We start from the raw sequence: 25,231 nt of genomic DNA on the forward strand, positions 1-25,231 counted from the left end.
GGCAATCTGTCTGCGTCTTTAAAGAGAGTGCATGGCACCACTTTTCAGTCTGGAAATTCTACAAGTCATTTGCGCTATTGATAAGTCCCATCCCTGTGTCTTGTCGAATGCTTTACGGTTAACTGCTTAAAGATCTTATTTTCCACAGCGCCCTTCAATATAGGTTTGCCAAGGCCGATGGTCTAGTACATGGATTTTTAAACAGATATCTATTCAAAATGGAGAGGCCAGGGATGGGGCAGTTAAATAGTCAGGAGCGTGAAGAAACTCTGGATAAACTGATCAGTGATCTGGCTACCCATATTCCGGTAGAGCAGCTGGACAGCTTTCATGAGTTTGTCTATCGGTATTACTCACTGGATACCCATGAGGACCTGGTATCCGGCAACTGGCAGGAACTGCTGGGCGCTACTCACTCATTCTGGAAGTTTATTCAATACCATAATCCGGGCCAGCCGCGCATTGAGGTGATCAATCCGGAATACAACATGCACGGCTGGCACTCAACCCATACCGTCATCCGAATCCTCCATCGGGATATGCCTTTTGTAGTGGACTCGCTCAGGATGAAGCTGAACGATTATGGCTCGACCATTCATTTATTGCGCAATGGCGTCTTCTACTCCCGGCGTGCCGCAGACATGACTTTGCAGTTTGGGGATGAACGGGGTGAAGGTGAATTTGTTTGCCAGGAGGCCTTTGTTTATCTCGAAATCGACCGTTGTGAAGACCAGAGTCAACTGGACCAGCTGGAGAGCCAATTAAATGCGGTGCTGAGAGATGTCAGTCGTGTTGTCGATGACTTCGATGAAATGACCGGACGGGTGAAAAGGCTGGCGGCGATGGCCGGAGAGCCGGGGGCGATGCCGGGTGGCTTGCTGAAAAAGGACGATGAGGTTCAGGCCTTTCTGGAATGGCTGCTGGATGATAATTTCACTTTCCTGGGGTACGAGGAACTGATTGTCACAGAACATGAAGGCAGTCGTCGTCTGAGAAGACCGTCGGAGTCACTGTTTGGGTTGTTGAAACCTGTTAATGAAGGTCAGCCCGGTCAGCTGTCACTGGAGCCCTTTATCGAACATGATCTGTTTGAGCTGACCGAGCGGCTCTCTTTCTCCAAAGCTTCTGTCCGCTCCAGTGTTCACCGGCCAGCCTATCCTGACTTTATTACTGTGCGACGCTTTGATGAGCAGGGGCGCATTGTGGGTGAGGCACGTATTGTTGGTCTCTACACCTCTCCGGTGTATCGCAAGACGCCCTACGCCATTCCCTATATCCGTAACAAGGTGTCGGCGATCCTGCAACGCTCTGGTCTGGACCCCAAAAGCCATCATGGCAAAGACCTGGTGCAGATACTGGAGATTTTCCCCAGGGATGAACTGTTTCAGACCAGTCAGGACGAACTTTTTCAGACCGCGATGTCAATCCTGCGAATGCAGGAGCGGAAACAGATAAAAGTCTTTATCCGCCAGGACCCCTACGGACCATTCTGTTCAGCGCTGGTCTATGTGCCAAGGGATATCTACAGTACCCGCTTCCGTCGGCGGGTGGAAAACATTCTCTGTCACCGGCTGGAGGCAGAAGACAGCGAGTTTACCACCTATTTTTCCGAGTCGATCCTGGCCAGAGTTCATTTCGTGTTCAAGTTGAAAGGGCGGATTGATTACAACCTGGACGTGATTACCCGGGAGATTATGCTCGCGGGATCATCCTGGAATGATGACCTCAGGACAGAGGTGCTGGAAACCTTTGGGGAGGTGCGAGGGAATAAACTGCTGGCAAGGTTCTCCGATGGGTTCAGTGCCGCCTATCAGGAAGCGTTCAAGCCTCAGTCTGCGGTGACGGATATTCGCCATTTTGAAAAAATGGACAATGACCGGCCGCTGGCCATGGGATTTTACCAGTCACTGGACGATGCCGCCGGGCTGGTTCACCTGAAGCTGTACCATTTTATCGAGCCCCTGCCGTTAGCTGACCAGATTCCAATTATTGAAAACCTGGGTCTGCGTGTGCTCGGTGAGTATCCCTACCTGATTAACACCGCTTCCGGTGACACCATCTGGATCCATGACTTTCAATTAAGTTTCGATTCACGAATTACCATTGATCTGCAAAAAGTAGGTCCCACCTTCCGGGAAGCGTTTGAAAAAATCTGGTTCGGGGAGGCGGAAAATGACCGGTTCAACCGGCTGGTATTATCTGCTGGCCTGAGTTGGCGGCAGGTTGCCATGCTTCGGGCTTATGCCCGTTATATGAAGCAGATTCGTGTCGGTTTCAGTCAGACTTATATTGCCGAAACGTTGTGCAATAACATTGAGATTGCCCGGTTGTTGGTGGCGTTGTTTGAGGTTCGCTTCAACCCCATGCTGAAGCTGTCCATAACCCAGCGGCTTGCCCGCCAGCAGCATATTCAGCAGCAAATTCTCCATGGGCTTGATCAGGTGGAAGTGTTGAGTGAAGACAAGCTTATCCGGTGTTATCAGGATGTGATCAAGGCAACACAGCGAACCAACTTTTATCAGCAGGATGATGAAGGCAGTGCCAAGTCGTATATCTCCCTGAAAATGGCGGCAAGGGAGATACCGGACATTCCCAAACCGGTGCCACTGTATGAAATTTTTGTCTACTCGCCCATTGTCGAAGGTGTTCACCTGAGAGGGGGCAAGGTGGCCCGTGGCGGTTTGCGCTGGTCTGACCGGGTGGAAGATTTCAGAACGGAAATTCTTGGACTGGTCAAGGCCCAGCAGGTGAAAAATGCCCTTATTGTCCCCGTTGGTGCCAAAGGCGGTTTTGTGCCCAAACAGTTACCGGTTGATGGCAGTCGGGAAGCGATAATGGCAGAGGGGGATACGCTGTTATAAAACCTTTATCAGAGGACTGCTGGATATCACCGATAACCTGGTGGAAGGTGACGTGGTTCATCCGGATGGCGTGGTGATGTATGACGACAGTGACAGTTATCTGGTGGTGGCCGCTGATAAAGGCACGGCAACGTTTTCCGATATCGCCAACGGCATTGCACAGGATTACAACTTCTGGCTGGGGGATGCCTTTGCTTCCGGGGGCAGTGTGGGTTATGACCACAAGAAGATGGGGATTACCGCCAGAGGTGCCTGGGTTTCGGTGCAGAGGCACTTCCGGGAAAAAGGGATACATGTCCAGCAGGATGTGATCTCTACCATTGGTATTGGCGATATGGGCGGAGATGTTTTTGGCAATGGTATGCTGTGCTCCGAAACCATTGCTTTAATCGGTGCATTCAACCATCTGCATATTTTTGTTGATCCCAATCCGGATGTTTATCCGAGTTTCGCCGAACGCCGTCGTCTGTTTGAATTGCCCCGTTCCAGCTGGGCAGACTACGACACCAGTCTTATTTCTGAGGGCGGGGGCGTTTTTTCCCGCCAGGCAAAGTCAATCGCCATCAGTCCTGAAATGAAAGATCGCTTTGGTATTACCGCCAGTCATCTGCCACCCAATGAGTTGATTCGCTGTATGTTACGGGCCCCGGTTGATCTGTTATGGAATGGCGGTATCGGTACCTACATCAAGTCAATGAACGAAACCCACAGCGACGTGGGGGATAAGGCCAATGATCCACTGAGAATTAATGGTTGTGAAGTTCAGGCCAGTGTGGTCGGGGAAGGGGGGAATCTTGGGCTGAGTCAACTGGGGCGTATGGAATATGCGCTGCAGGGCGGTGGCTTGAATACCGACTTTATCGATAATTCCGGTGGCGTTGACTGTTCTGATCACGAGGTCAATATCAAGATTCTGCTGAATGATATGGTCGCCAATGGCGATATGACCATTAAACAGCGAAACCAGCTGCTGGAAAGCATGACCGATGAAGTGGCCGCCCTGGTATTGACCAATAACTACCGTCAGACCCAGGCGATTTCTGTAGTTGAATCGGACGTTGCCTCAAGAATGGGCGAATATCGTCGTTTTATGCAGCACCTTGAGGAACGGGGTAAGCTGGACAGAACCATTGAGTTTTTGCCGGATAATGAAGCGATGGCCGAACGGGCCGCTAATGGGCAGGGGTTAACCCGGCCGGAACTGTCTCTGTTGATTTCCTACAGTAAAGCTGACCTGAAAGAAGCGTTACTGAACTCGACGGTGATTGATGATCGATATCTGACCCGGGAATTATACAGTGCCTTTCCCCGGATTCTGGTGGACCGCTTCCCGGAGGAGATCAGAAAACATCGCTTGCGCAAGGAGATTACCTCTACCCAGATTGCCAATCATCTGATTGATATGATGGGGATTACTTTTGTTTATCGGCTGCAGATGACTACGGGGGCGTCATCGGCCGAGATCGCCCGTGCCTTCAGTGCCAGTCGTGATGTGTTTAATGTTTCCCGTTACTGGATGATGATTGAGCAATTGGATCATAAGGTTTCCAGTGCATTGCAGTACCGGATGATGGGCGCATTGATCAAACTGGTGAGGCGAACTACCCGCTGGTTTATCCGCCTGAAGCGTCAGGATCTGATACCGGCCGAGTGTGTTGAACATTATGGACCCAGGGTGGAGAAATTCCTCTCCTGTTTTACCGAATCCCTCGGTGAAGAAGAAAAGGCAGAGTTGGACAAGGCCGTTGACAGTATGGTTGCACAAGGCGTTCCACAGGCGCTGGCTCTGGTGGTTGCCGGGCAGCGTTATCTGTTGAGTGTGTTGCCGGTGATCAGGGTAGCCGACGAAACCGGGGTTCCCCTGGAGGTGGCCATCAGGACTTTCTTTACCATAGGTTCTCGCCTGGAGCTGACCTGGTATGGTAATGCCCTGTCGCAACTGGAAGTGACTAATCACTGGCAGTCTCTGGCACGGGACAGCGCCAGGGATGAACTGAGCTGGCAGCAGCGTAAATTATCCGAAGGGCTCATCACCATGGCGCAGGATGGCGTACCCATTGAGCAAACCATCGATAAATGGATTATGGATAACCATGCCCTGGTAGCCCGCTGGCAGAATATGCTGGCCGATATACGCAGTGCGCCACAGGCCGACCTGGCCATGTTTGCCGTTGCTAATCGTGAGTTAATGGATCTGGCTCAGGTTAGCTTGCATGGTTAGTGACTGAGACAGCCTGAAAAGTTACTGTTCAGTTGCATTAAACGTTGGTTCCAGAACTAGTGGAGCAACATTCAGCTTATTCCAGAACCAGCTTGTACTGTCTGGAATCAGCTTGGGGCGAGCAGCATATCGGGCGTGATAATTCGCAAAAAAATACTGGAGAAACTCAGGAAGAATATAAACACTGTAGGGCTTTGATGGGCATTTTCTGGGCTCATAGCCAAAGGCGTGCCCTTTGATGGCGTTGGTTATCAGTATCATATCATCCGGTTGAAAATGTATCTGGTGGCTTTCTGTTTCTGATCTGGTTGTTACCCGGAAGGGGCGGTTCACTTTTCTGGGAAACAGCGTTGCCAGGGCGCGCAGGTTGTGGACTTCATCAGCGAATAGCTGATGCATATCAATAAGGTGCTGGTTTTGATGATGTTCAGCGATGTGAATAACAAAATTTGTCGCTGTATTGCTGATGTTCAATGAATTATCAATCCAGGATAATAAATTGAAAATAATGTTGATGGCTTCCTCTGGTGACACCTCTTCAAGGTCCTGAATCAGGGAGGGGGCAAATACGGGTAGCACGGCTGCATTATTTTTTCTTAATAGCTCAACTGTTCTTGTTGCCACAGTTTCTCTGGTGGACTGGTGGTTGCCAGAGTGAATGCTCGGCATCAGGGGCTCGTCATATAAATAACAGAGCACTTTGTAAAACTGTTCTAATGTTTGAATATTGGTGTACGGGTGATCTTTTGCAAATAAGCTGTTGGCATGAATGAAGTGATTGGCTTTTAAATCGTATTTTCCGGTATGCACTTCAAGCTGGTCGTAAAGCCGCTTTATCGGGTAATAATGTTGATTAACCTGCTGCTGAATGTTTCTGTTAACGGGGTATTCTGGAGAGACACTGGAAAACAGTATTTGAAAATATATCTGGGTTAACAGATTGCTGATCAGATCGGCAGCCTTCTCGCCATATACGAAGTCTGAGGTTTGCTGGTTTGTTAATAACACAGAAGTATCTGGCAACTGTTGCAGCCTTTCAAACGCCTGCTGAAAGAGTGCTGCCTGCTTGCTTCCATAGCTATGGTGATGCATATCCCTTGCAGCTACAGGATTGTTTTCCAGCAGAAACCAGTTTTGCGCACTCAGCAGTCTTCTGTGGGTATGAACGTTGTGCTCTTGTCCTTCAAGAGCGATGATCTGATTGGCGATATCTGCATTAGCGATAAAATAAATTCTCTTGCCTTTGAAGGATAACTCGTAATAACCGTGTTTAGTGGTTTTGGCATAATCGTTAAGTGCCTTGATATCCCGGTAAGAGATGATATACAGATTGTTGATTCGCGATGCTGCCTGAAATGCCTGTAGCAGGCTGCTTTTAAACACCCATGACAGCATCGGTGATTGTTCATGAAGCCTCTCAATTGAAAACAGCGTCTCGGTTAATATCGGGACTGCATGCCTGGCGACGGAGTATCTCAGGCTTTTGTTTTGCGGATGCTCAATGTTGCAGTAGGCCATTTTTGTGGTTAAAACGGCAATGGTAATGGCGAGCCTGGCAATCAACTTAATATAACGAGGGCCTGTATGCTTTTGCTTATGGCTGCCTGTGTGTTTTCTGTTAAATAACATGGTTAATGGTCACTTTTATCGGAAATCTGGTCAACCACAGATTGATTTAAATGTTATGAATTTTTATTTTTTAAAATTGATATTTCGAAATTTTATATTGTCAGGGATTTGCTGCTGTCAGGTACTCATAAAACACCGTCAATAAACACTTAGTCTGCTTTTTGAGTCATATAGTTCCGCGTGTTGCTTAAATTGGTTTCAGTCAACCAGTCAAAAGTGGTTTATAGCCCGGTAGCCAGGGGCTTGATGCGCCAGAGGTGATATTCAAATTCAGAGTGATTTTGCTGGCAGTTACCAGCCGTCCGGACGCAGGGTTTACCCGGTCAGACGGCCCGGCAGGCAGGCTTCAGGGCGTTTCCTGAAGGTATTGGCTTGGATCAATGTAGAGACCAAGGGAGCGCTTATCAATGCGCTTTTCCTTGTTTTCAGTCTTACCGACTTCCTGATATCTGAAGACTACCGTATCACCAACGTTGACATCCAGTTGCTTGTCTGCCGACAGGTATTTGTAATCCTCACCAGCAACCGTCAGGGTATGGATATAGTAATCCGGCATCCCCAGCCAGTCGCTGTGAGGGCCATCGGTGCTGATAGCTTCAAGCAGACCACGACCTTCCAGTTTTGGCTGGCGTTTTTGAAAACTTCTTTGCATGGGGCTGTTATCTCTAGAGACTTTTGAATAGCGGTTAGTTGAAAGGATCGGGTCGGGAGCGACGTTTGTTTCTCTGGCGCCAGTGGATGACAACATTCCAGCGCCAGGCCGCCCGAATCAGCAGGTAACTGATAAAGCCGAGCACAACGCCTGATACCAGCGATCCCAGATAAAGAGGCTTCCACACACGGGCAAGTCCGGCACCCAGACCTTGTACGGTGAGTTCAAAGGAAGCTTCACTTACCGGTGTCTGAAGGATAAAACAGCCAATTTTGTATGTAAAATAGAATATGGCAGGCATGGTCAATGGGTTGGTTATCCAGACCAGTGCCACAGAAAGAGGCAGATTGCATCGGAAAACAATGGCCAGACATGCCGCCAGAATCATTTGGAAAGGCATGGGAATAAACGCAACAAATATGCCGACAAAAAATGCGGCAGCAGCGGAGCGGCGATTCAGTTGCCACAGGTTTGCATCATATAATGCAGAACCCAGAAACCGCAGGTGGCGATGTTCCTTGATGGTTTTTGGTTCCGGCAAATACCTTTTAATCAGTTTTTTCGCCATATCCTTTCACTATCTTACCGCTATCATGACATCAACTCATTATGCTCTGAGCTATGACTTTAGTTCATGGTTTGCAGAGGTTGCCAGTTTTCCAGTATGGAAGTCTTGCCAGTTGCCTTCAATCGATTTGGGATTGGCTTTTCCAGACTGAAATTCATCTATGCTTGCTGATTTTCATCGGCCATAGCATGCCACTTTTTTAAATAAAGAATGGTTGATTATGCCACAGCACAATTGCGGTCATTCAAGGCAGGGCAGAACAGTGCCTTGAATGAGGTAAAGCCCTGGATTATGCACTGAAATGGTAGGCAAGACTACGTGGATAACACGCACACGACCATAAAACCGGCAAGGGGATTACTTATCTTCGTACTTGCCAGTGGTTTTGTTTCGTTGACATTTGGCATGTCAGTACTGCTGTCGATCAGCCTGCCGCTGTTCATTATTTTTCTGTGGGGATTATCGTCAGCCGGAGCTTCCCGGGTCCGCTGGTGGCTGCTGCCTCTGCTGGCGGGTACTCTTGTCAGCTCATGGTATGCATCGCATTACGCTGTCACTCGCCTTGATGGCTCTATACATGGGCGGGATATCAATATCGAAGGAAAGATTGCCAGTCTGCCGGTGATCAATGGCATGGCAGCGCGCTTTGATTTCGCAGTCAGCCATGCAGGGGCTGTTCTGTATGCCAAAAAGGTCAGGCTCAGCTGGTATGAACCGCCGGATTTTCAGGCTGGAGAGACCTGGCAGTTAACGGTCAGGTTGCGACAGCCCCATGGTTTTTCAAGTCCGGGTGCGTTCGATTATGAAGCCTGGGCGCTGCGTCAGGGGATACAGGCCACGGGGTATGTGAAGTCCGGATCACTGCTCGACAATAGTGTTACCGGGATATATCGCCTTCATCAGGTAAGGGCGCTTTTAAGAGAGTGGTTGCACTCCTCGGTATCTGATAACAACCGAGGGATCTTCTCGGCACTGCTGCTGGGTGATAAAACCGCAATCAACACTCAGCAATGGCAGATGCTGAATGAGACGGGAACCACCCATTTGATGGTGATTTCCGGCCTGCATATCGGTCTTATGGCCTGGTTGGGCTTTTCCCTTGCCACCATTGTTGGGCGATTGGGGGGAATTCCACTTCGGAGCGTACCCTTACCCGTGGTCAAGGCGCTGACAGGCATGCTGTTTGCGTTGTTTTATGCCCTGTTGGCCGGGTTCAGTGTGCCGGTGCAGCGGGCCCTGGTGATGACATTTGCTGCATTACTGGCACCCTTGCTGGGTATCAGAGCCTCTCCCGCCACACTTTGGTTGTTGGCTTTGGCGGCAGTGCTTGCCATTGACCCTCTGGCCATAACCAGCAATGGATTCTGGTACTCGTTTATTGCCGCAGGCGCATTGCTGTTCGGTATGGTTGGCCGAAAGGAGAGGACTGGCTGGCCGGTAACCCTGTTTAAGCCACAATGGCTGGTGTTTGCCCTGTTGACGCCTTTGCTACTGTTTAATGGTCAGCCGGTATCACCACTGTCTCCCCTGGTGAATCTTCTGGCCATTCCATTAATTGGCATTGCGGTCGTTCCCTTGCTGCTGTTCAGCGCCATTGTGCAGTTTGTGTTGCCTGAAGCTGCCGGTTTCATTATGGCCGGGCTGGATTATCTGGTGACAGGGTTTCAATGGGGGCTGCATTGGGTGTCCGGTTTGATGGTGCTTATTCCACCACAGCAGGCCCTGACCTGGCTTAACCTGTTGTTCGCTGTGGCCGGTATGTTGCTGCTGATTGCTCCGGCAACTCTGCGTTTGCGCTGGCTTGCCCCGGTGATGCTGATGCCTTCATTGTTCCCGAAAACACCGGAGATACCGGCAGGTCAGGCTGAGGTCACTGTTTTGGATGTAGGGCAAGGGTTGTCTGTATTGATCAGAACACGTCAGCACCTTCTGGTATACGACACTGGTGACCGATTCTCGGAAAAATTGTCAGCGGCAGAGAGCGTGATTCTTCCGGCGCTGTCCAAATCCGGTGTGGCCCAAATTGATCGCATTATCATTTCTCATGGTGATCAGGATCATTCAGGTGGTTTGCCATCCCTGTTGTCCAGATACCCGAATGTACCGGTTATCAGTGGTACCAGGCTGCCCGGTTTTGAGCAAGAGTGGGTGAAATGCCAATCCGGAGATCATTGGGAGTGGGATGGGGTTTATTTTCAGGTGCTGGCCGGTGGTGAATATCGGCGCAGCAATGATGCATCCTGTGTCCTGAAAGTGACAGCAGAGTCAGACAGTCTTTTACTGCCCGGAGATATTAGTGGACGGGTTGAGAAACGGTTAATCGAGCAGGGCACTGAGCTTGAATCCAGTGTGCTGGTGGCCGCTCACCATGGTAGCCGGTTTTCCAGTAGTTCTGACTTTCTCTCTGCGGTTCAGCCCGGGGCAGTTATTTTTTCCTCCGGCTTTGCCAATCGCTTCGGTCATCCGGCCGCTGAAACATTAGCCCGTGCGCAAAGTTCGGGGGCGAAAATTTTTAATACCGCTGCGGACGGCTCACTTTCCTTTACGCTCGGTAGCGGTGATATGACTGTTTCAGCCTACCGCAAAACACACACCCGTTACTGGTGGCGCTGACGCTCTGCCAGAGCGATCAGTTACTGCTTAAATGGCGCTAATCTCTGTGATACAGTCATACTGGCCGGGAACTGATATGCCTGACATTAACCGGGCCAGATATCATGAATTTGTCATTATAAGGGAAGATTATTGTGTTCGAACTGGTGAAATCCGGTGGTTGGCTGATGGTGCCTATCCTGTTGTCTTCAGTCATTGCCATGGCAATCATCTTCGAGCGGCTCTGGACGTTGAGACCCTCACGCATTGCACCGAAAAATACCCTGTCTCAAGTATGGAGGTGGATCAAAAGTAATGGATTGGACAATCGCAAGCTTGACCAGCTGAAAGCCGGGTCGCCCCTGGGAGAAATTCTGGCTGCCGGTCTGACCAATGCCCGCAGTGGCCGGGAAATCATGAAGGAGAGTATTGAAGAACAGGCGGGCAAGGTGATCCATGACCTTGAACGTTATCTAAATACCCTGGGGACCATTGCCGCGATTACTCCGCTGTTGGGTTTGCTGGGAACCGTGATCGGTATGATTGATGTCTTTACTGTGCTGATGGTTGAAGGTACCGGTAATGCCGGTGTACTTGCTGGCGGGATTTCCAAGGCTCTCATTACCACTGCAGCCGGTCTTACCGTGGCTATCCCGGCCCTGATTTTCCACCGCTATTTTACCCGGCGCATTGATGAACTGGTGGTTGCCATGGAGCAGGATGCCATCAAGCTGGTGGAAGTGCTGCAGGGTGATCGCAAGGGCTCTTCATCCGCTAACGGCCCTTCATCCCTGGGCAGTGAGGCCAGGAAAAGATGAACTTCCGACGACAGATAAATCAGGAAGAGGTGTCGATCAATCTGACGCCCCTGATTGATGTGGTATTCCTGCTGCTGATTTTCTTTATGGTCTCAACCACCTTCACCAAGGAGACGCATCTGGCCATTGACTTGCCGGAATCCTCCGGAGAGGTGTTGCAGCAGCAGCCAAAGCAGATTGAGATCATCATCAGCAAGTCCGGAGATTTTGCCGTTGACGGTCAGGGACTGGTCAATGGTCAGCTGGATACGCTCAAGCGGGCACTGGGTAAAGTAAGCCAGGGAGACAGCAAGATTCCCCTGATTATCACCGCTGACGCCAATACGCCTTATCAGGCGGTTGTTACGGCAATGGATGCTGCCGGGCAGCTGGGTTTTACCAACCTGAGCATGACCACCCGAAAAGATACCGAGTCTGATCAGTGAAGCTCTGGCCCCGTTTCAGCCAGTCGGTCACAGACTCCTGGTATGCTCCTGCCGGTGGCTGGACCCGCTGTCTCAAGCCACTTAGTTGGTTATTTTCCTTTCTGGCTGCGAGAAGAAAGCAACGTTTACTGCAGACGGCGCGGTGGTCTTCGCCTGTGCCGGTCATTGTGGTGGGTAATATTTCGGTCGGGGGGACTGGTAAAACACCTTTGGTTGCTGCCCTCGTACGGGAGTTTCAGCGAAGGGGCTACCGGCCGGGGATTATCAGCCGTGGGTTTGGTGCGAAAACCAGAGGTATGCCCCTGTCGGTCCGGCCGGATTCAGACCCGGCAAAGGCAGGGGATGAGCCGGTGATGCTCGCCCGACAGCTGCATGTCCCTTTGATTGTTGACGTTGATCGTGTAAAGGCGGCCCGCTATCTCTGTGATCAGACAGACTGCAATCTGATCATCGCAGATGATGGATTGCAGCACTATAATCTGCAACGGCATATTGAAGTATTGGTTCTCGATGGTGACCGGTTGCTTGGCAACCAACTGTGTCTGCCCGCAGGCCCGCTTCGGGAACCACCGGAAAGAATGAGCCAGGTGGATATGATTCTGGTCAACACCAACCATGCTTCTGTGTCAGCGAAGGCTGAGGAAGTAGAAAGTTCCCTTGGGCTGACCACGCTGGAGCGGGAGAAACTGTACTGTTTTTCCCTTGAACCTTCGGCGCTGGTCAGCATGACGGGGATTTCGCAACCAATTCCCGATAAAACCAGGGTTCATGGTGTTGCGGGAATTGGTAATCCGGAGCGTTTTTTTAATACACTGCGCGCTTTGGGATACGATGTTATTGGTCATCCTTATCCTGATCACCACGTATTTGCACCGGAAGATATCTGTTTTAACGACGATCTTCCGGTAATTATGACGGCCAAGGATGCCGTTAAATGCAGTGGTTTTGCCGATCACCGACACTGGTATCTGCCGGTGACGACCCGTGTATCGGACTCATGTATAGAGCAGCTGGTAGCAATGATTGAAGCTCGTAAGCCGGTATTTGCTGGCTGATGGCTGAGGAACAATGATGGATAAAACGCTGTTTGAAATTCTGGCCTGTCCACTGTGTAAAGGGGAGGTGCGGCCAAATAAAGAGCGTCAGGAACTGGTTTGCAGACCCTGCGGTCTTGCTTATCCGGTTCGTGACGGTATTCCTGTCATGCTCGAAGGTGAGGCGCGCACATTGACCGTTGATGAACGTTTGGATGAGGCGTCCTGATGGCACAAGGCTTTTTATCGGCTGAAGGCTCTTTATCGGCTGAAGGCTCTCTCCCAGCTGAAGGCTCTCTCCCAGCTGAAGGCTCTCTCCCAGCTGAAGGCTCTTTATCGGCTGAAGGCTCTGACTTCACCGTTGTAATACCTGCCCGATTTGCTTCCAGCCGTTTGCCGGGCAAGCCACTGGCGGATATTGCGGGCAAGCCTATGGTGCAGCATGTTTATGAGCGGGCACTGGCCAGTGCTGCCCGGAAGGTCATCATTGCTACGGATGATGAGCGTATTCTGAAGGTGGCTGAAGGTTTTGGCGCAGAGGTATGCATGACGCTGCCGGGGCATCCTTCTGGCACTGACCGGTTGCAGGAAGTGGCCAGAATCTATGGTCTGAAGGATGATGAAATCATTGTCAATGTGCAGGGTGATGAACCTCTTATCCCTCCCTCTGTGATCAATCAGGTGGCCAGAAATCTGCAGCTGTCGTCTGAGGCAGGGGCTGCTACGTTATCCAGCCCGTTGACCCGGGTGGAGCAGATTTTTGATCCCGGTATTGTCAAGGTGGTTGCTGATGCCCGGGGGTATGCGCTTTATTTCAGTCGTGCGCCCATTCCCTGGGCGCGGGACGATTTTGCCACGGAGGAAAAGAAAGTGTCGGCAGATGCCTGCTTTCAGCGTCACATTGGCATCTATGCCTATCGGGTTGGACTCCTGAATCATTATGTGAACTGGGGTGTCAGCCCGATTGAGAGCATGGAGTCTCTTGAGCAGCTTCGACTGATGTGGCATGGCTACCGTATTCATGTGGCTGAAGCGGTGGCAACGCCGCCCCATGGTGTCGATACGGAGCAGGATCTGCTGGCAGTTCGTGCATTGCTTGAAAGAGAGCAGGAGCTGGACAGTCCTGAGCCCAATGAAACCACGGTCAGAGCATAAACAGAATGACAAAAGTACTGTTCGTCTGCCTGGGAAATATCTGTCGGTCACCCACTGCCCATGGTGTGTTTGCCCATCAAGTGGCGGAAGCTGGCTTGTCAGACTGTATCAGAGTTGATTCAGCGGGCACCAGTGGCTGGCATGATGGCGGGTTACCAGACAGCCGTTCCATGCAGCAGGCGGCGGATCACGGTTATGACCTTTCATTTATTCGCTCCCGCAAGGTAACCTCTGCTGATTTTGTTGAGCAGGATTATATTCTGGCTATGGACAGAGAGAACCTGAAGAACCTGCAAAAGATCTGCCCGCAGGAACATGCCTGTAAGTTGAAGCTTTTTCTTGATTTTGCTGACCTGTCAGTCACTGAAGTTCCGGACCCTTACTACGGTGGTAACGAAGGGTTTGAGCGGGTACTTAATCTGGTTGAGCTGGGTGGGATTGCGTTGCTGGATCATTTGCAGAAAACCCATAAATAGCATCTCCGTTTTGTCTCCAATTTCTATTGAATCAACTATTAATGAACTTCCCGGTTAAGATTTGCGACAACTATTCCCTGGTTGAGAGAAATACCCTGGGTTTGCCGTCTACTGCCAGATACTACGCTGAGGCAAATACGGTTGCTGAATTGCAGTCGGCACTGGCTTTTGCCAGGGAAAAGCAGTTGCCCGTTATTCCCCTGGGCGGTGGCAGTAATGTGGTGCTGGGTGATTTTCTTGATGCCCTGGTTGTGCACGTTAATCTCAAGGGAAAAACCGTGTTGAGTCGTGATCAGGATTGCGTTCGGGTCAGGGCTGAGGCGGGAGAGAACTGGCATGAGTTTGTTTTATGGTCTCTGGATAATCAGGCCTATGGACTGGAAAACCTCTCTTTGATACCGGGTAACGTTGGCGCTGCGCCTATCCAGAATATTGGTGCCTACGGTGTTGAGTTAACGGACTCTTTCGTGTCGCTGGAGGCGATGAACCTGGAATCCGGGCAGGTTGAGTATTTTGACCGACAAAGTTGCCGCTTTGGTTATCGCGATTCGGTATTTAAAAGGGAAAAGCGTGATCAGTACATTATTATCGCTGTGACCCTGGATCTTGATGCAACATTAAAACCCAATCTGGGCTATGGCCAGTTAGGTGATCTGCTTGCCAGACGTCTGGGCGATCAGGCTCCTTCCGCAATGGATATCAGTCGGGCTGTTTGTGATATTCGCCGGGAAAAGTTGCCGGATCCATCTGAGGTGGGTAATGCTGGCAGCTTTTTCAAAAACCCGGAGGTATCACCGTCAGAGATGGATCGCCTGAAGCAGGAATATCCGAATATCGTCGCTTATCCCCTTGGGCAGAAATGGAAACTGGCCGCTGGTTGGCTGATTGATCAGGCCGGGCTGAAAGGAGTGCGGGAGGGTTGTGTGGGGACTTACCAGAAACAGGCACTTGTACTGGTGAATCACGGTGGGGCCACTGGTCGGGATGTGCTGTCTTTCTCCAGGCAGGTTCAGCAGAAAGTAAATGAAAAGTTTGGGGTTCAGCTGGAAAGAGAGCCGCGCCTTTATATGGATGATGACAGAACGCCCCTGTGAATCTGAGGATGCAAATTCCGGTTCCGGGAGGTTTTCAATCAGAAGTCCCATGAGTTGTCCGGGACTCCTGACTAGGAGCCTGTCCGAGAATAGACTGCCCTACTGCGGTTGCGATAAATTGGTCTAAAAATTCCTGCTTCTTCGTCAAATAGCCCCGCTATTCTCCTCAGAATCAGAAATTTTTATCCTCAATTTCTCGCAATCCTCGCTACGGGCGCTATTCTCGGACAGGCTACTAGCGTGTCATATCGTTTAACGGACAGTAATAGTGCCAATTGTTGCTTCGTCGGTAGGAGCCTGATCAACGTACCACCATGTTCCAACGGCCTCCTCGGCACCGTAGGCCTGAGCATAGCGGAAGCGGATCTGGTAAGTGCCCGGTTCGTTGGGCGCAACGATGTAAAAGTCTACATCTTGCTCGGTGATATCATTGTAATGAGGATCAAGATATCGACCATCAATGACAATGGCATTGGCAATTGCTGTTTGAGCACCTATGCCATCAATACCAACAATAATCTGGACAATGCTGGCTTCTTCCCGGGGCCAGAGCCATTTGTAATGGGCATGGATGCCGACAGTTTCACCGGGTTTAACGTCGGCTTCAGTGCCTTGCCCGTGGATATCTACGTTGCTGAAAGCGATGCCTGAATATTCAACGTCTGAAAATGCAGAGCAGGATAGAATGCACAGTAAACTGGCCATTACCCACTGCTTGAATAGGTTGTTTTTCATAAATTTCCCTCTGTTTTGGTTGTTTTAGTTACATGTTTTACTCCTTGTTTTGATTTCTGAAATTGATAAAAGTTCCATCAGTGGCGAGTTGTGGCTCTTTTAATTTGCGTGGGTGCGAGTTCGGAGGAGATTTATTGTCCATCGCTATGACTGGAGAGCCTTCTGGTGGTTTTTCAAGGCAAAAAAACGGGGTGGAAACCACCCCGTTCAGTTCTGTATCAACCCTTATTACAGGTTGCTTTCTTCAGTGCGCACCTGCGGAGCTTCCTGAGTTTCGCTTTCTGGCTCAACAGGCAGTTCGATCTGCTGAGTCTGGCGCTTTGCCCGGGGGTCGTTGTGAGCACGGCTGCGACGACGACGCGGCCTTTCAACGGTTTCATCATCAGAAGTTGCTTGTGGTGCTTCTACAACTTTGCTCTCAGTCGCTGAAGGTTGTGGTGCCGGGGCAGCCTCAGCAGGCGTCTCCTGTTGGTTTTCATGAACAACGGCCTTGTCTTCATCAGACTGATTTAATGCCTGCTTCAGCATCTCTTCAGCTTCATTGGCGGTCATGGTCGGCTTGGGCTCGACAGTCTGTGCTTCCGCTACGGCTGGTTTCTCGAAAGCGGGTGGCATGGTTGCAAACGCTGGCTTGTCGAGATTATGGGAAGCGGCAACGGCTTTTGCCATTTCTGTCATCTGAGGGCGTGGGGTTACCTTCTCCCGCTCAACGGCTGTTGCTTCTGCGGCGGCAACGGGCAGGTCGGCCTGGCGTTCTTGAGTGCTGGTCTCAACGGGGGCTTGTTCTGATTTTTCCGGTTGCGCTTCAGAATCTCCAGCTGTTGCAAGCTCAACTGTTGGCTCTTTATCGACAGAAGGCTGTTGATAGGCTGGTGAGTTGCTCTCAGCAGGGATTTCAGGTTCGCTGACTTCCTGAGGCGCAGACTGCTGAGTTTCCCTGAGACGGCGAGGGTCATTCTTCACTCTTCTGGAGCGACGAGGTCTCACTTCTTCCGGTGCTTCAGGGGTGTTGGCAACGGCTTGCTCTTCGACAGGAGCCTTGCTGGTTTCCTCTGCCTTGTCCATTGGCATGGCCGGAGCTGCGGGAGCTTCCGGGGCAGCTTTGCTGCTTTCCAGCTCAGGCTTCTCGATGCTGGCAAATGACTCTTTTTTGTCAGCACGCTTTTCCTGTGGAATGCTTTCCTGTGCGGCAGTTTCATGAACAGCAGGCGCATTTACTGCCCCTTTAGCGCTTTCAGGCAGCAGTGGCTGTAATTGCGGTTCATTCTGTTGCTGACGCTGAGACTGTCGGTTGTTGCGACGACGGGGCGCAGAGTTCGGGCGGCGTCGACGATCACCGGAGCCTTGTTCTGGTTCCTGGTCCTGGCGGCGTTCCTGTCTGGGTTCCCGTTGTTCCGCTACTTCCGGCTTGTCACGCTGGCGTCTTTCCTGCCTTTCAAAGCGGTTTTCCTGGCTGCCGGAGCGGTTGTCTGAACGTTCCTGCTGACTCTTTTTGCGCTCTTTCTGAGGACGGTTGCTGTCCTGCCTGTCGCGGCGCTGGGAGTCAGTTCGGGTCTTTTTCCTGTTTTGGCCAGCTGGACTGTCACGACGTGCCGGTTGACGTTGCTGGGTGGGTTTGTCCTGGCCAGCGGATTTTTCGTCATCATTTTCCGGGTTGAAGAGGCTGCTGATGGACTTCAGCAGGCTGCCAATAAACCCGGGTTTTGCTTCAGGCGCTTTAATGGCCGGTGCAGGCTGTGCCGGGGCAACATTGCGCACGGCGGCCTGTTGTCTGGGCTGAGGCCTGGTGGCTGTGGTCAGCTCTTCCGGGCTGGCGTCTTCGCCCTCCAGGATGATTTCGTAGCTGCTCTCACGATCCTGAAGATTGTCGTCACGGAGGCGCTGGACATCATAATGAGGGGTTTCCAGATTGGCATTTGGAATAACAATGATGCGGGCATCATGGCGCTTCTCGATCTTGGCGATCATTTTGCGCTTTTCATTCAGCAGAAATGCCGCCACCGGCACAGGAACCTGTGCGCGAATTTCGCACGTCTTGTCCTTCATGGCCTCTTCTTCCATCAGGCGCAGAATAGACAGGGCCAGAGACTCAATATCCCGAATCGTGCCTTGGCCTGAGCAGCGAGGGCAGACCACGCCACTGGTTTCACCCAGTGATGGGCGCAGACGCTGACGGGACATTTCCAGCAGGCCAAAGCGGGAGATACGGCTGGTTTGAACGCGGGCACGATCAACCGACAGCGCCTGACGAATGCGGTTCTCTACTTCCCGCTGATTCCGGTTGCTGCCCATATCGATGAAGTCGATAACAATCAGGCCACCAATATCCCGCAGGCGCAGCTGGCGGGCAATCTCATCCGCCGCTTCGAGGTTGGTGTTGTAAGCGGTTTCTTCGATATCGCCACCACGGGTTGCACGGGCGGAGTTGATATCAATGGATACCAGGGCTTCTGTTGGGTCAATAACAATGGAGCCGCCGGATGGCAGTTTGACTTCACGCTGAAAGGCGGTCTCGATCTGGCTTTCAATCTGGAAGCGGTTGAACAGGGGGACGCTGTCTTTGTACAGCTTGATCTTGTTCTGGTACTGGGGCATGACCTGTTTAACAAAATCCAGGGCTTCTTGATAAACCTGGGTTTTGTCGATCAGTACTTCACCAACATCCTGGCGCAGATAGTCGCGGATAGCGCGGATAATGACATTGCTTTCCTGGTAGATCAAAAATGGTGCGGGATTTTTATCGGCAGCATCCTTGATGGAGTTCCAGAGTTGCAGGAGATAGTCCAGATCCCACTGAAGGTCTTCTGTGGAACGGCCAAGGCCGGCTGTGCGAACGATGACGCCCATTTCGGCAGGGATGTCCAGCTTGCTCATGGCCTCACGCAGTTCAGCGCGCTCATCGCCTTCAATACGGCGTGAGATGCCACCGGCCCGTGGGTTATTGGGCATCAGCACCAGGTAGCGGCCAGCCAGGCTGACCAGTGTGGTCAGGGCGGCACCTTTGTTGCCACGCTCTTCCTTATCGACCTGAACGATAACCTCGGTGCCTTCCTTGATGACATCCTTGATGTTGGGACGACCACCAGTATGGCCGACGAAGTATTCCCGGGAGATCTCTTTAACGGCAGGAAGCCGTGTCGCTCTGCACCAAAGTCCACAAACGCGGCTTCCAGGCTGGGCTCGACACGGGTGATTTTTGCTTTGTAGATGTTGGCTTTCTTCTGTTCACGGGCTCCGGATTCGATATCCAGATCGAACAGGCGCTGCCCATCGACGAGTGCAACCCTCAGCTCTTCTTGCTGGGTTGCATTGATCAACATTCTCTTCATAGAGTACCAAATTGCTAATGGCTACCCTAAGCAGATGTTGGTGGCGAAAAGTTGTTCGTGACATTCGGTAAATCCAGCGCATTCATTGGGTTGACGGGCAATCCATCGTCTTTCCGGAAGCGCCCGGCCTGCCACCTGACGTATTCGCGGTGGCTGGCAGTGCAACTGGTTTCCTTCAGCTTCTGTACAAACTCTCCGGTGCTACCCGAGTGTACACAGGCCAACAACCGCAGGAGAGCGGTGTGGTCGGTGGTAACCAACTATCAGACTTACAGCCGGGCTTATTCAAGGGTAAGGCTGTAACGATATAGCAATCTGCATCCGTATGTTGACCGGATGCATAGTGGGGAGATGCGTTGATCGGGCGCTTCTGGCTGGTGGTGGATACGTTTACAGGTATCACTGAGCCTGTCACTAGCATATGACCCGTCCGCTGTTCTTCATCCCTGGTATCGGGAGCGCAACCTCTGTTCTTGGGTGGCACTGTTTATCTATCACGGCTGTGGCCGTGGTCTTTAATCGTTCAGCACCATGGCAGGAACTCATGCCCTCAGGGAGGGATGCAACTGGTTCATCTGCCATGATGTCTGCCTGAGCGGCTATTCCCGGAGTTACCTGGCCCGGACTTGTTCATCGGGTAAATGTAGCTCCAGTTTATTTTCGGCCCGGTTAGCGGAATTTAAGTGATGCTATCCCTTTCGGGTCATGCTCAGACTTCGTAAATCGAACTGCCTCTTCGGATAGTTACAAGGCAGTGCCACAACTATATCAGTAATCTGTAAGTGCTTCAAATGACACAAAGCTGATAACATTGCCTGAAAGAAAATCGCGGTAATCCCTGAAAGTCTTTTTATCTCAACCGGTTAAGGTAGAGCTTGCGGGGCGGCAACTTGGCATAAACAGATATGTGGTTAGACGATTGAAACAAGCAAATGTTAACTTTATGACCATTGATGAAGATGCGGCGGGTCAGCGTGTTGATAATTTTCTGTTGCGGGTTCTTAAAGGTGTGCCCAAGACCAGGGTGTATCGTATCGTTCGCAAGGGTGAGGTACGGGTCAATAAAAAGCGGGTAAGCGCAGATTATCGCCTTGAATTGAACGATGTTGTTCGTATTCCTCCGGTCAGGCTGGCCGAAAGGGTGGCTCCGGTAAGGCCCGCTGACAGTGTGATCGCTCAATTGGAAAAAGCGGTTCTTTATGAAGATGATCTGCTGCTGATCATCAACAAACCGTCCGGGCTTGCTGTGCATGGCGGGAGTGGTCTGTCTTATGGCGTGATTGAAGCACTTCGCCAGCTACGGCCGGATAACCGCACGCTGGAACTGGTGCATCGCCTGGACCGGGATACCTCGGGTTGTCTGGTGATTGCCAAGCGCCGCAGTATGCTGCGTCATCTGCATAACCAGTTGCAGCAGAAAGAAAAAGTTGAAAAGCTGTATCATGCGCTGGTGGTGGGCAAGTGGCCAGCGAGAAAGCAGCTGGTCAATGCGCCGCTGCTGAAGAACGTGCTGAGCTCAGGAGAGCGGATGGTCCGGGTGCATGTGGATGGCAAAAAATCCCGAACGGCGTTTCGGGTGCTGAACCGTTTTCCAAATATGACCCTGGTTGAGGCTTATCCCATCACTGGGCGGACCCATCAGATTCGGGTTCACTGTCTGCACGCGGGGCATCCCATTGCCGGGGATGAAAAATACGGTATGGATTCAGATAATCAGTCCCAGAAGCAGTTTGGTCTTAAAAGGCTGTTCCTGCATGCCGCCAGTATCGAATTTGACCTGCTGGATGGTAAGCGCTTGAAGGTTGAAGCACCTTTGCCGGACGACCTGGTTGAGGTGATATCAGCTTTGCAAGGGCTGGATGCTGGACCGAAGAATTGATAAATATGATCGTTTTTGAGTGAACCTGTTTAAGGGGTGATTATGCAAGACAAGTGGCGGGAGTCCTCGTCTGAGGCGCAGGATAGCCTGGACAGTAATCGAGCCTGGGATCTGGTGGATGCCCTGGCCAAAGGCGCGCTGCTGGAGCAGCAACGTTCCCGGCGATGGGGTATATTTTTTAAACTGCTGACCTTTGGCTGGTTGTTTTTCTCCGTTGCTGTCATTTATAACGCGACCAATATCAATGATGTAGTGATCAGTGATGGCACCGGTGAGCATACGGCGCTGGTGGAGATTGATGGCCAGATTGGTGGTGGCGATGTAAATGCAGATGTCGTGGTGTCGGGATTGCGTTCAGCCTTTGAGGATTCGGGCACTAAAGCGGTGATTTTGAGAATTAACAGCCCGGGTGGTAGCCCTGTTCAATCTGGCTATATCTATGATGAAATTCTCAGGCTGCGCGAACGGCATAAGGATACGCCTCTTTACGCGGTCATTATGGATATTGGTGCGTCTGGCGGCTACTACATTGCCGCTGCTGCTGATGAAATTTACGCTGACAAGGCCAGTCTGGTAGGGTCTATCGGTGTTATTTCCTCTGGTTTTGGTTTTGTCGGGGCGATGGAGAAACTGGGGGTTACCCGCAGAACCTATACCTCCGGTGAAAATAAGGCATTCCTTGATCCATTCCAGTCCGTGGACCGTGAAGCTGCGGTCGAATGGCAAGCGTCGCTGGATACTATTCACCAGCAGTTTATTACTGCGGTAAAAACCGGGCGGGGTGATCGACTGGCTGATCGATCGGATATCTTTTCAGGTATGGTCTGGTCTGGTGAACAGGCCAAAACACTGGGGCTGATTGATGGTCTGGGCAGTGCCGGTTATGTGGCCCGTGAAGTGGTGGGTGAAGAGGATATTGTTGATTACACCTTCCGCCTCTCACCATTGGAAAAATTTGCCCGGGATTTTGGGGCTGGGGTCAGCGCCACCCTGGTGGAAGCCCTGGGTGATGGTTTTCAGTTAATGTAATTTGATCACCGGGTCTGCTGTGCAAGACCCGGTGTATTTACCTTCCCAAAGGGTAAATCCCTTCATTCATCAGCATGGTGGTCAGGGTGATCAGTGGCAGTCCAACCAGACTGTCAGGGTCATCGCCAGCCATTTTCTTGAACAGGGTTATGCCCAGTCCTTCACATTTGAAGCTGCCAGCGCAGTCCAGCGGACTCTCTGCATCTATATAGGAGGCAATCTGTGTGCTGGACAGTGTTCGGAACCAGACGGTGTAATCCACACAGGTCAGCTGATGCTCTGCTGTCGCGGTGTTCAGTAGACAAAGTCCGGTGTGGAAAACCACCTGTCTGCCGCTGCAGCTGGACAGCTGTTGAATGGCTTGTTCCCGGGTTCCGGGTTTGCCTAGAATTCGATTGTCCAGTGCGGCGGTTTGGTCGGAGGCAATAATCAGGGTGTCCGGATACTGATCGGCCAGTATCAGGGCCTTTTCCAGGGAAAGCCTGATAGCCAGCTCCCTGGCGCTCTCTCCGGGTTCAGGAGTTTCGTCAATGTCCGGTGAGGCCTGGCTGAAGGTCAGGTTGAGTCGTTCAAGCAGGCTTTTTCGATAGGGTGAGCCTGAGGCTAACAATATATTCATCTTTTATGTTGTGCAGGTGATGCGGGCAAAGGGTGCGGATAGTCGAGCACAGTATGCATGGTTACGAATTTTTGTAAAACCCGCCTGCGCCATCCGGCAGCAGGTTGTGAAAAATACAGTCTTCAGGCATGTTATTCATGAAATAGTTGAAATTCTGATAAACCTCACCTGAAAAGGATGTTTGACAGCAAAGGGGCATCGCCCTATGATTGCGCGCTTATGTTATCAGGCCAATTACCAAAAACCGTTGATCCGCGGAAACTCGCGCGTCAGGGGTTACAGTTTGAAGGTTCGCTGGCGCTTAAACAGTTTGATCGACTGGTGGCCAGTCTCGCTGACGATCAGGGCGAGGTGAAGGTCTTTCTTCATTTCTATATGAGCGAAGATCACCGAGTGGTTCTTGAGGGGCATGTTGAGGCGAATCTTAACATGATTTGTCAGCGCTGCCTTGATGTAGCAGAACTTCCCGTGCGTTCAGACCTCAACCTGATGGGTGTATTGACCGATGAGCAGGCCCGGTCCCTGCCAGAGGGTTATGAACCCCTGATGCTCCAGGAGGAGCCGATGGAGTTAGTGCCCCTGTTGGAGGAAGAGCTTCTGTTGAGCCTTCCTATCGTGGCTTATCATCCGCCTGAAGCCTGCCAGGTTCAGCAGAACTTTACTACTGAATCTGATGAAGAGGCTGAGGCTTCCGCTGCCCGGGCAGCGGAAGAGAAAAGCGTCGTAACCCGTTCAGTGTTCTGGCTAGTCTGAAAGCTGATCAGGATAAAAGTACTACCGAACCCAAATAGAGTTCCAGGCAAAGAATTTAGGAGAGTTGACACATGGCTGTTCAGCAAAACCGTAAAACCCGTTCCAAGCGTGACATGCGCCGTTCCCACGACAGTCTGACTGCTTCTCAGCTGTCTGTTGATGCGACTTCCGGCGAAACTCATCGTCGTCACCACATGACTGCTGACGGCTTCTACCGTGGCCGCAAAGTGCTTGAAGGTAAAGTCGGCGAGTGAGCCGTACCATGCCAGGACGGTCAGCAGCTCCAGGACGGAGAATAGCGCTTGATGTTATGAGCGGGGACGAAAGTCCCCGTTCTCGTATCCGGGCTGCCCTCCGAGCCCTGGATGCTTATCCGGATCTTCATCTTTCCCTGGTAGGTGATCAGCAGCTGATTACCGGTCATCTCTCTTCTATTGCTTTCGATCAGTCCCGTCTTACGGTTATTCATGCTGGCAAGACCATCGGCATGGATGAAAAACCCTCTTTTGCACTGAGATCCAAAGAAGACAGCTCCATGTGGGTTGCCCTTGAGCAGGTGGCTGACGGCCATGCGGCTGCCTGTGTCAGCTCGGGGAATACGGGTGCTCTGATGGCCATGGGTCGATTTGCCCTGAAAACCTTTGTGGGGATTGACCGTCCCGCCATTGCCGGAGCTATTCCCTGTGCCGGTGGCAGTGTTCTGCTGCTGGATATGGGGGCCAATGTGGACTGTTCTGCCAACAGTCTTTACCAGTTTGCCGTGATGGGGTCTTTGCTGGCCGCTACTGTCAGGGGTATCACTGCTCCGAGGATAGGGTTGCTGAACGTCGGCACTGAGGATATCAAAGGGAATGAACAGGTAAAGCTGGCAAATCGGCTATTGAAAGAAGATGGTCGTTTGAACTACATCGGTTATATCGAAGGGAATGATGTGTTTGCCGGTGGCGCGGATGTGGTGGTCTGCGACGGTTTTGTTGGCAATATTGCCCTGAAAACCGGAGAGGGGGTTGCCGGTTTAATCCGTGACAGCCTGGTTGCCGCTTTTCAGCAGACGCTCCTGGCGTCGCTTTCTCTCTGCTGATTGCGCCGGTCATGCGCAAAATCTATAAAAGCATTGATCCGGTAGTATACAATGGTGCCAGTTTTCTCGGGCTGCAGGGGATTGTGGTCAAAAGTCACGGACACTCCGATGAAGAAGGTTTTTTCCGGGCTATCGGTGAGGCCGTCAGGGAAGTGGACAGCGATGTTCCCGGGCGGTTGGCAGAAGAGATAGAATTAATGCTGGGAGGGGAGTAAGGGTATCGTTCAGTGATACCCTCTACGGATTAACAAACAAGGGAGTATTGCAACTCCCATCCCACA

19 protein-coding genes and 2 pseudogenes are annotated in these 25,231 nt (G+C 51.4%); 15 read left to right on the forward strand and 6 right to left on the reverse strand.

The window, feature by feature from the left end:
* The first annotated feature begins 233 nt into the window (after positions 1-233).
* Entirely contained in the window at positions 234-2,861 is a 2,628-nt protein-coding gene (locus O3276_RS24190) for an NAD-glutamate dehydrogenase domain-containing protein (RefSeq protein WP_269673599.1), read from the forward strand.
* Positions 2,862-2,898: 37 nt separating this feature from the next.
* Positions 2,899-5,082 carry an NAD-glutamate dehydrogenase domain-containing protein gene (locus O3276_RS24195; RefSeq protein ID WP_332328300.1) on the forward strand — a complete coding sequence of 728 codons (2,184 nt, stop codon included), beginning with the start codon at positions 2,899-2,901 and terminating at the stop codon, positions 5,080-5,082.
* A gap of 21 nt (positions 5,083-5,103) precedes the next feature.
* On the opposite strand, the gene O3276_RS24200 is transcribed toward O3276_RS24195, so the two are convergent.
* The 3 genes from O3276_RS24200 to O3276_RS24210 form a co-directional block, all read right to left on the reverse strand.
* On the reverse strand, positions 5,104-6,711 hold the full coding sequence (locus O3276_RS24200) for a cytochrome P450 family protein (RefSeq protein WP_269673601.1): 1,608 nt from the start codon (positions 6,709-6,711) through the stop codon (positions 5,104-5,106).
* Between the two features lie 346 nt (positions 6,712-7,057).
* Positions 7,058-7,363, reverse strand: a complete 306-nt coding sequence (locus tag O3276_RS24205; RefSeq protein ID WP_101745623.1) for a hypothetical protein — start codon at positions 7,361-7,363, stop codon at positions 7,058-7,060.
* A 34-nt stretch (positions 7,364-7,397) separates the two neighbouring features.
* Positions 7,398-7,931 (reverse strand): DUF2062 domain-containing protein, encoded by a 534-nt coding sequence (locus O3276_RS24210; protein WP_209200847.1) that lies wholly within the window; start codon positions 7,929-7,931, stop codon positions 7,398-7,400.
* A gap of 318 nt (positions 7,932-8,249) precedes the next feature.
* Between O3276_RS24210 and O3276_RS24215 the strand changes: the two genes are divergently transcribed.
* The 8 genes from O3276_RS24215 to murB all read left to right on the forward strand — a co-directional run bounded on the left by O3276_RS24215 (position 8,250) and on the right by murB (position 15,525).
* Positions 8,250-10,544, forward strand: coding sequence for a DNA internalization-related competence protein ComEC/Rec2 (locus O3276_RS24215; RefSeq protein WP_269673602.1), 2,295 nt, complete (start codon positions 8,250-8,252; stop codon positions 10,542-10,544).
* A 134-nt stretch (positions 10,545-10,678) separates the two neighbouring features.
* Positions 10,679-11,341, forward strand: coding sequence for a flagellar polar localization protein PocA (locus O3276_RS24220; RefSeq protein WP_269673603.1), 663 nt, complete (start codon positions 10,679-10,681; stop codon positions 11,339-11,341).
* Positions 11,338-11,766, forward strand: coding sequence for an ExbD/TolR family protein (locus O3276_RS24225; RefSeq protein WP_163372422.1), 429 nt, complete (start codon positions 11,338-11,340; stop codon positions 11,764-11,766). Before O3276_RS24220 ends, O3276_RS24225 begins: the two co-directional genes overlap by 4 nt.
* Positions 11,763-12,821, forward strand: a complete 1,059-nt coding sequence (gene lpxK / locus O3276_RS24230; RefSeq protein WP_269673604.1) for a tetraacyldisaccharide 4'-kinase — start codon at positions 11,763-11,765, stop codon at positions 12,819-12,821. Before O3276_RS24225 ends, lpxK begins: the two co-directional genes overlap by 4 nt.
* A gap of 16 nt (positions 12,822-12,837) precedes the next feature.
* Positions 12,838-13,029, forward strand: a complete 192-nt coding sequence (locus O3276_RS24235; RefSeq protein ID WP_066015636.1) for a Trm112 family protein — start codon at positions 12,838-12,840, stop codon at positions 13,027-13,029.
* Complete coding sequence (gene kdsB / locus O3276_RS24240; RefSeq protein WP_269673605.1) at positions 13,029-13,955, forward strand: 3-deoxy-manno-octulosonate cytidylyltransferase; 927 nt, start codon at positions 13,029-13,031, stop codon at positions 13,953-13,955. The genes O3276_RS24235 and kdsB overlap by 1 nt, the downstream gene beginning before the upstream one ends.
* 5 nt (positions 13,956-13,960) lie before the next feature.
* Positions 13,961-14,431 carry a low molecular weight protein-tyrosine-phosphatase gene (locus tag O3276_RS24245; RefSeq protein ID WP_269673606.1) on the forward strand — a complete coding sequence of 157 codons (471 nt, stop codon included), beginning with the start codon at positions 13,961-13,963 and terminating at the stop codon, positions 14,429-14,431.
* 41 nt (positions 14,432-14,472) lie between these two features.
* Positions 14,473-15,525 carry a UDP-N-acetylmuramate dehydrogenase gene (murB, locus tag O3276_RS24250; protein ID WP_269673607.1) on the forward strand — a complete coding sequence of 351 codons (1,053 nt, stop codon included), beginning with the start codon at positions 14,473-14,475 and terminating at the stop codon, positions 15,523-15,525.
* A 252-nt stretch (positions 15,526-15,777) separates the two neighbouring features.
* Here murB and O3276_RS24255 read toward each other — a convergent pair whose 3' ends face one another.
* Together O3276_RS24255 and rne are read right to left on the reverse strand one after the other, a co-directional pair.
* On the reverse strand, positions 15,778-16,260 hold the full coding sequence (locus O3276_RS24255; protein WP_269673608.1) for a hypothetical protein: 483 nt from the start codon (positions 16,258-16,260) through the stop codon (positions 15,778-15,780).
* Positions 16,261-18,122: 1,862 nt separating this feature from the next.
* Positions 18,123-19,589: pseudogene (rne, locus tag O3276_RS26000) on the reverse strand (ribonuclease E); the annotation flags it as partial.
* A gap of 919 nt (positions 19,590-20,508) precedes the next feature.
* Here rne and rluC point away from each other — a divergent pair.
* Positions 20,509-21,468 (forward strand): 23S rRNA pseudouridine(955/2504/2580) synthase RluC, encoded by a 960-nt coding sequence (gene rluC / locus O3276_RS24265; RefSeq protein ID WP_269673609.1) that lies wholly within the window; start codon positions 20,509-20,511, stop codon positions 21,466-21,468.
* A 42-nt stretch (positions 21,469-21,510) separates the two neighbouring features.
* Complete coding sequence (locus O3276_RS24270; protein ID WP_269673610.1) at positions 21,511-22,497, forward strand: S49 family peptidase; 987 nt, start codon at positions 21,511-21,513, stop codon at positions 22,495-22,497.
* A gap of 37 nt (positions 22,498-22,534) precedes the next feature.
* Here O3276_RS24270 and O3276_RS24275 read toward each other — a convergent pair whose 3' ends face one another.
* Positions 22,535-23,116: a Maf family protein gene (locus O3276_RS24275; protein ID WP_269673611.1), complete on the reverse strand. Its 582-nt coding sequence runs from the start codon at positions 23,114-23,116 to the stop codon at positions 22,535-22,537.
* Positions 23,117-23,335: 219 nt separating this feature from the next.
* On the opposite strand from O3276_RS24275, the gene O3276_RS24280 reads away from it, so the two are divergent.
* The 3 genes and pseudogenes from O3276_RS24280 to plsX all read left to right on the forward strand — a co-directional run bounded on the left by O3276_RS24280 (position 23,336) and on the right by plsX (position 25,165).
* A complete protein-coding gene (locus O3276_RS24280) occupies positions 23,336-23,869 on the forward strand; it encodes a YceD family protein (RefSeq protein WP_269673612.1) in 534 nt (177 codons plus the stop codon).
* A 71-nt stretch (positions 23,870-23,940) separates the two neighbouring features.
* Positions 23,941-24,123 (forward strand): 50S ribosomal protein L32, encoded by a 183-nt coding sequence (rpmF, locus tag O3276_RS24285; protein ID WP_209276529.1) that lies wholly within the window; start codon positions 23,941-23,943, stop codon positions 24,121-24,123.
* A 56-nt stretch (positions 24,124-24,179) separates the two neighbouring features.
* A pseudogene (gene plsX / locus O3276_RS24290) lies at positions 24,180-25,165 on the forward strand (phosphate acyltransferase PlsX).
* The last annotated feature ends 66 nt before the right edge of the window (positions 25,166-25,231 follow it).

It is taken from the genome of Endozoicomonas sp. GU-1 (assembly GCF_027366395.1).
GTDB lineage: Bacteria > Pseudomonadota > Gammaproteobacteria > Pseudomonadales > Endozoicomonadaceae > Endozoicomonas.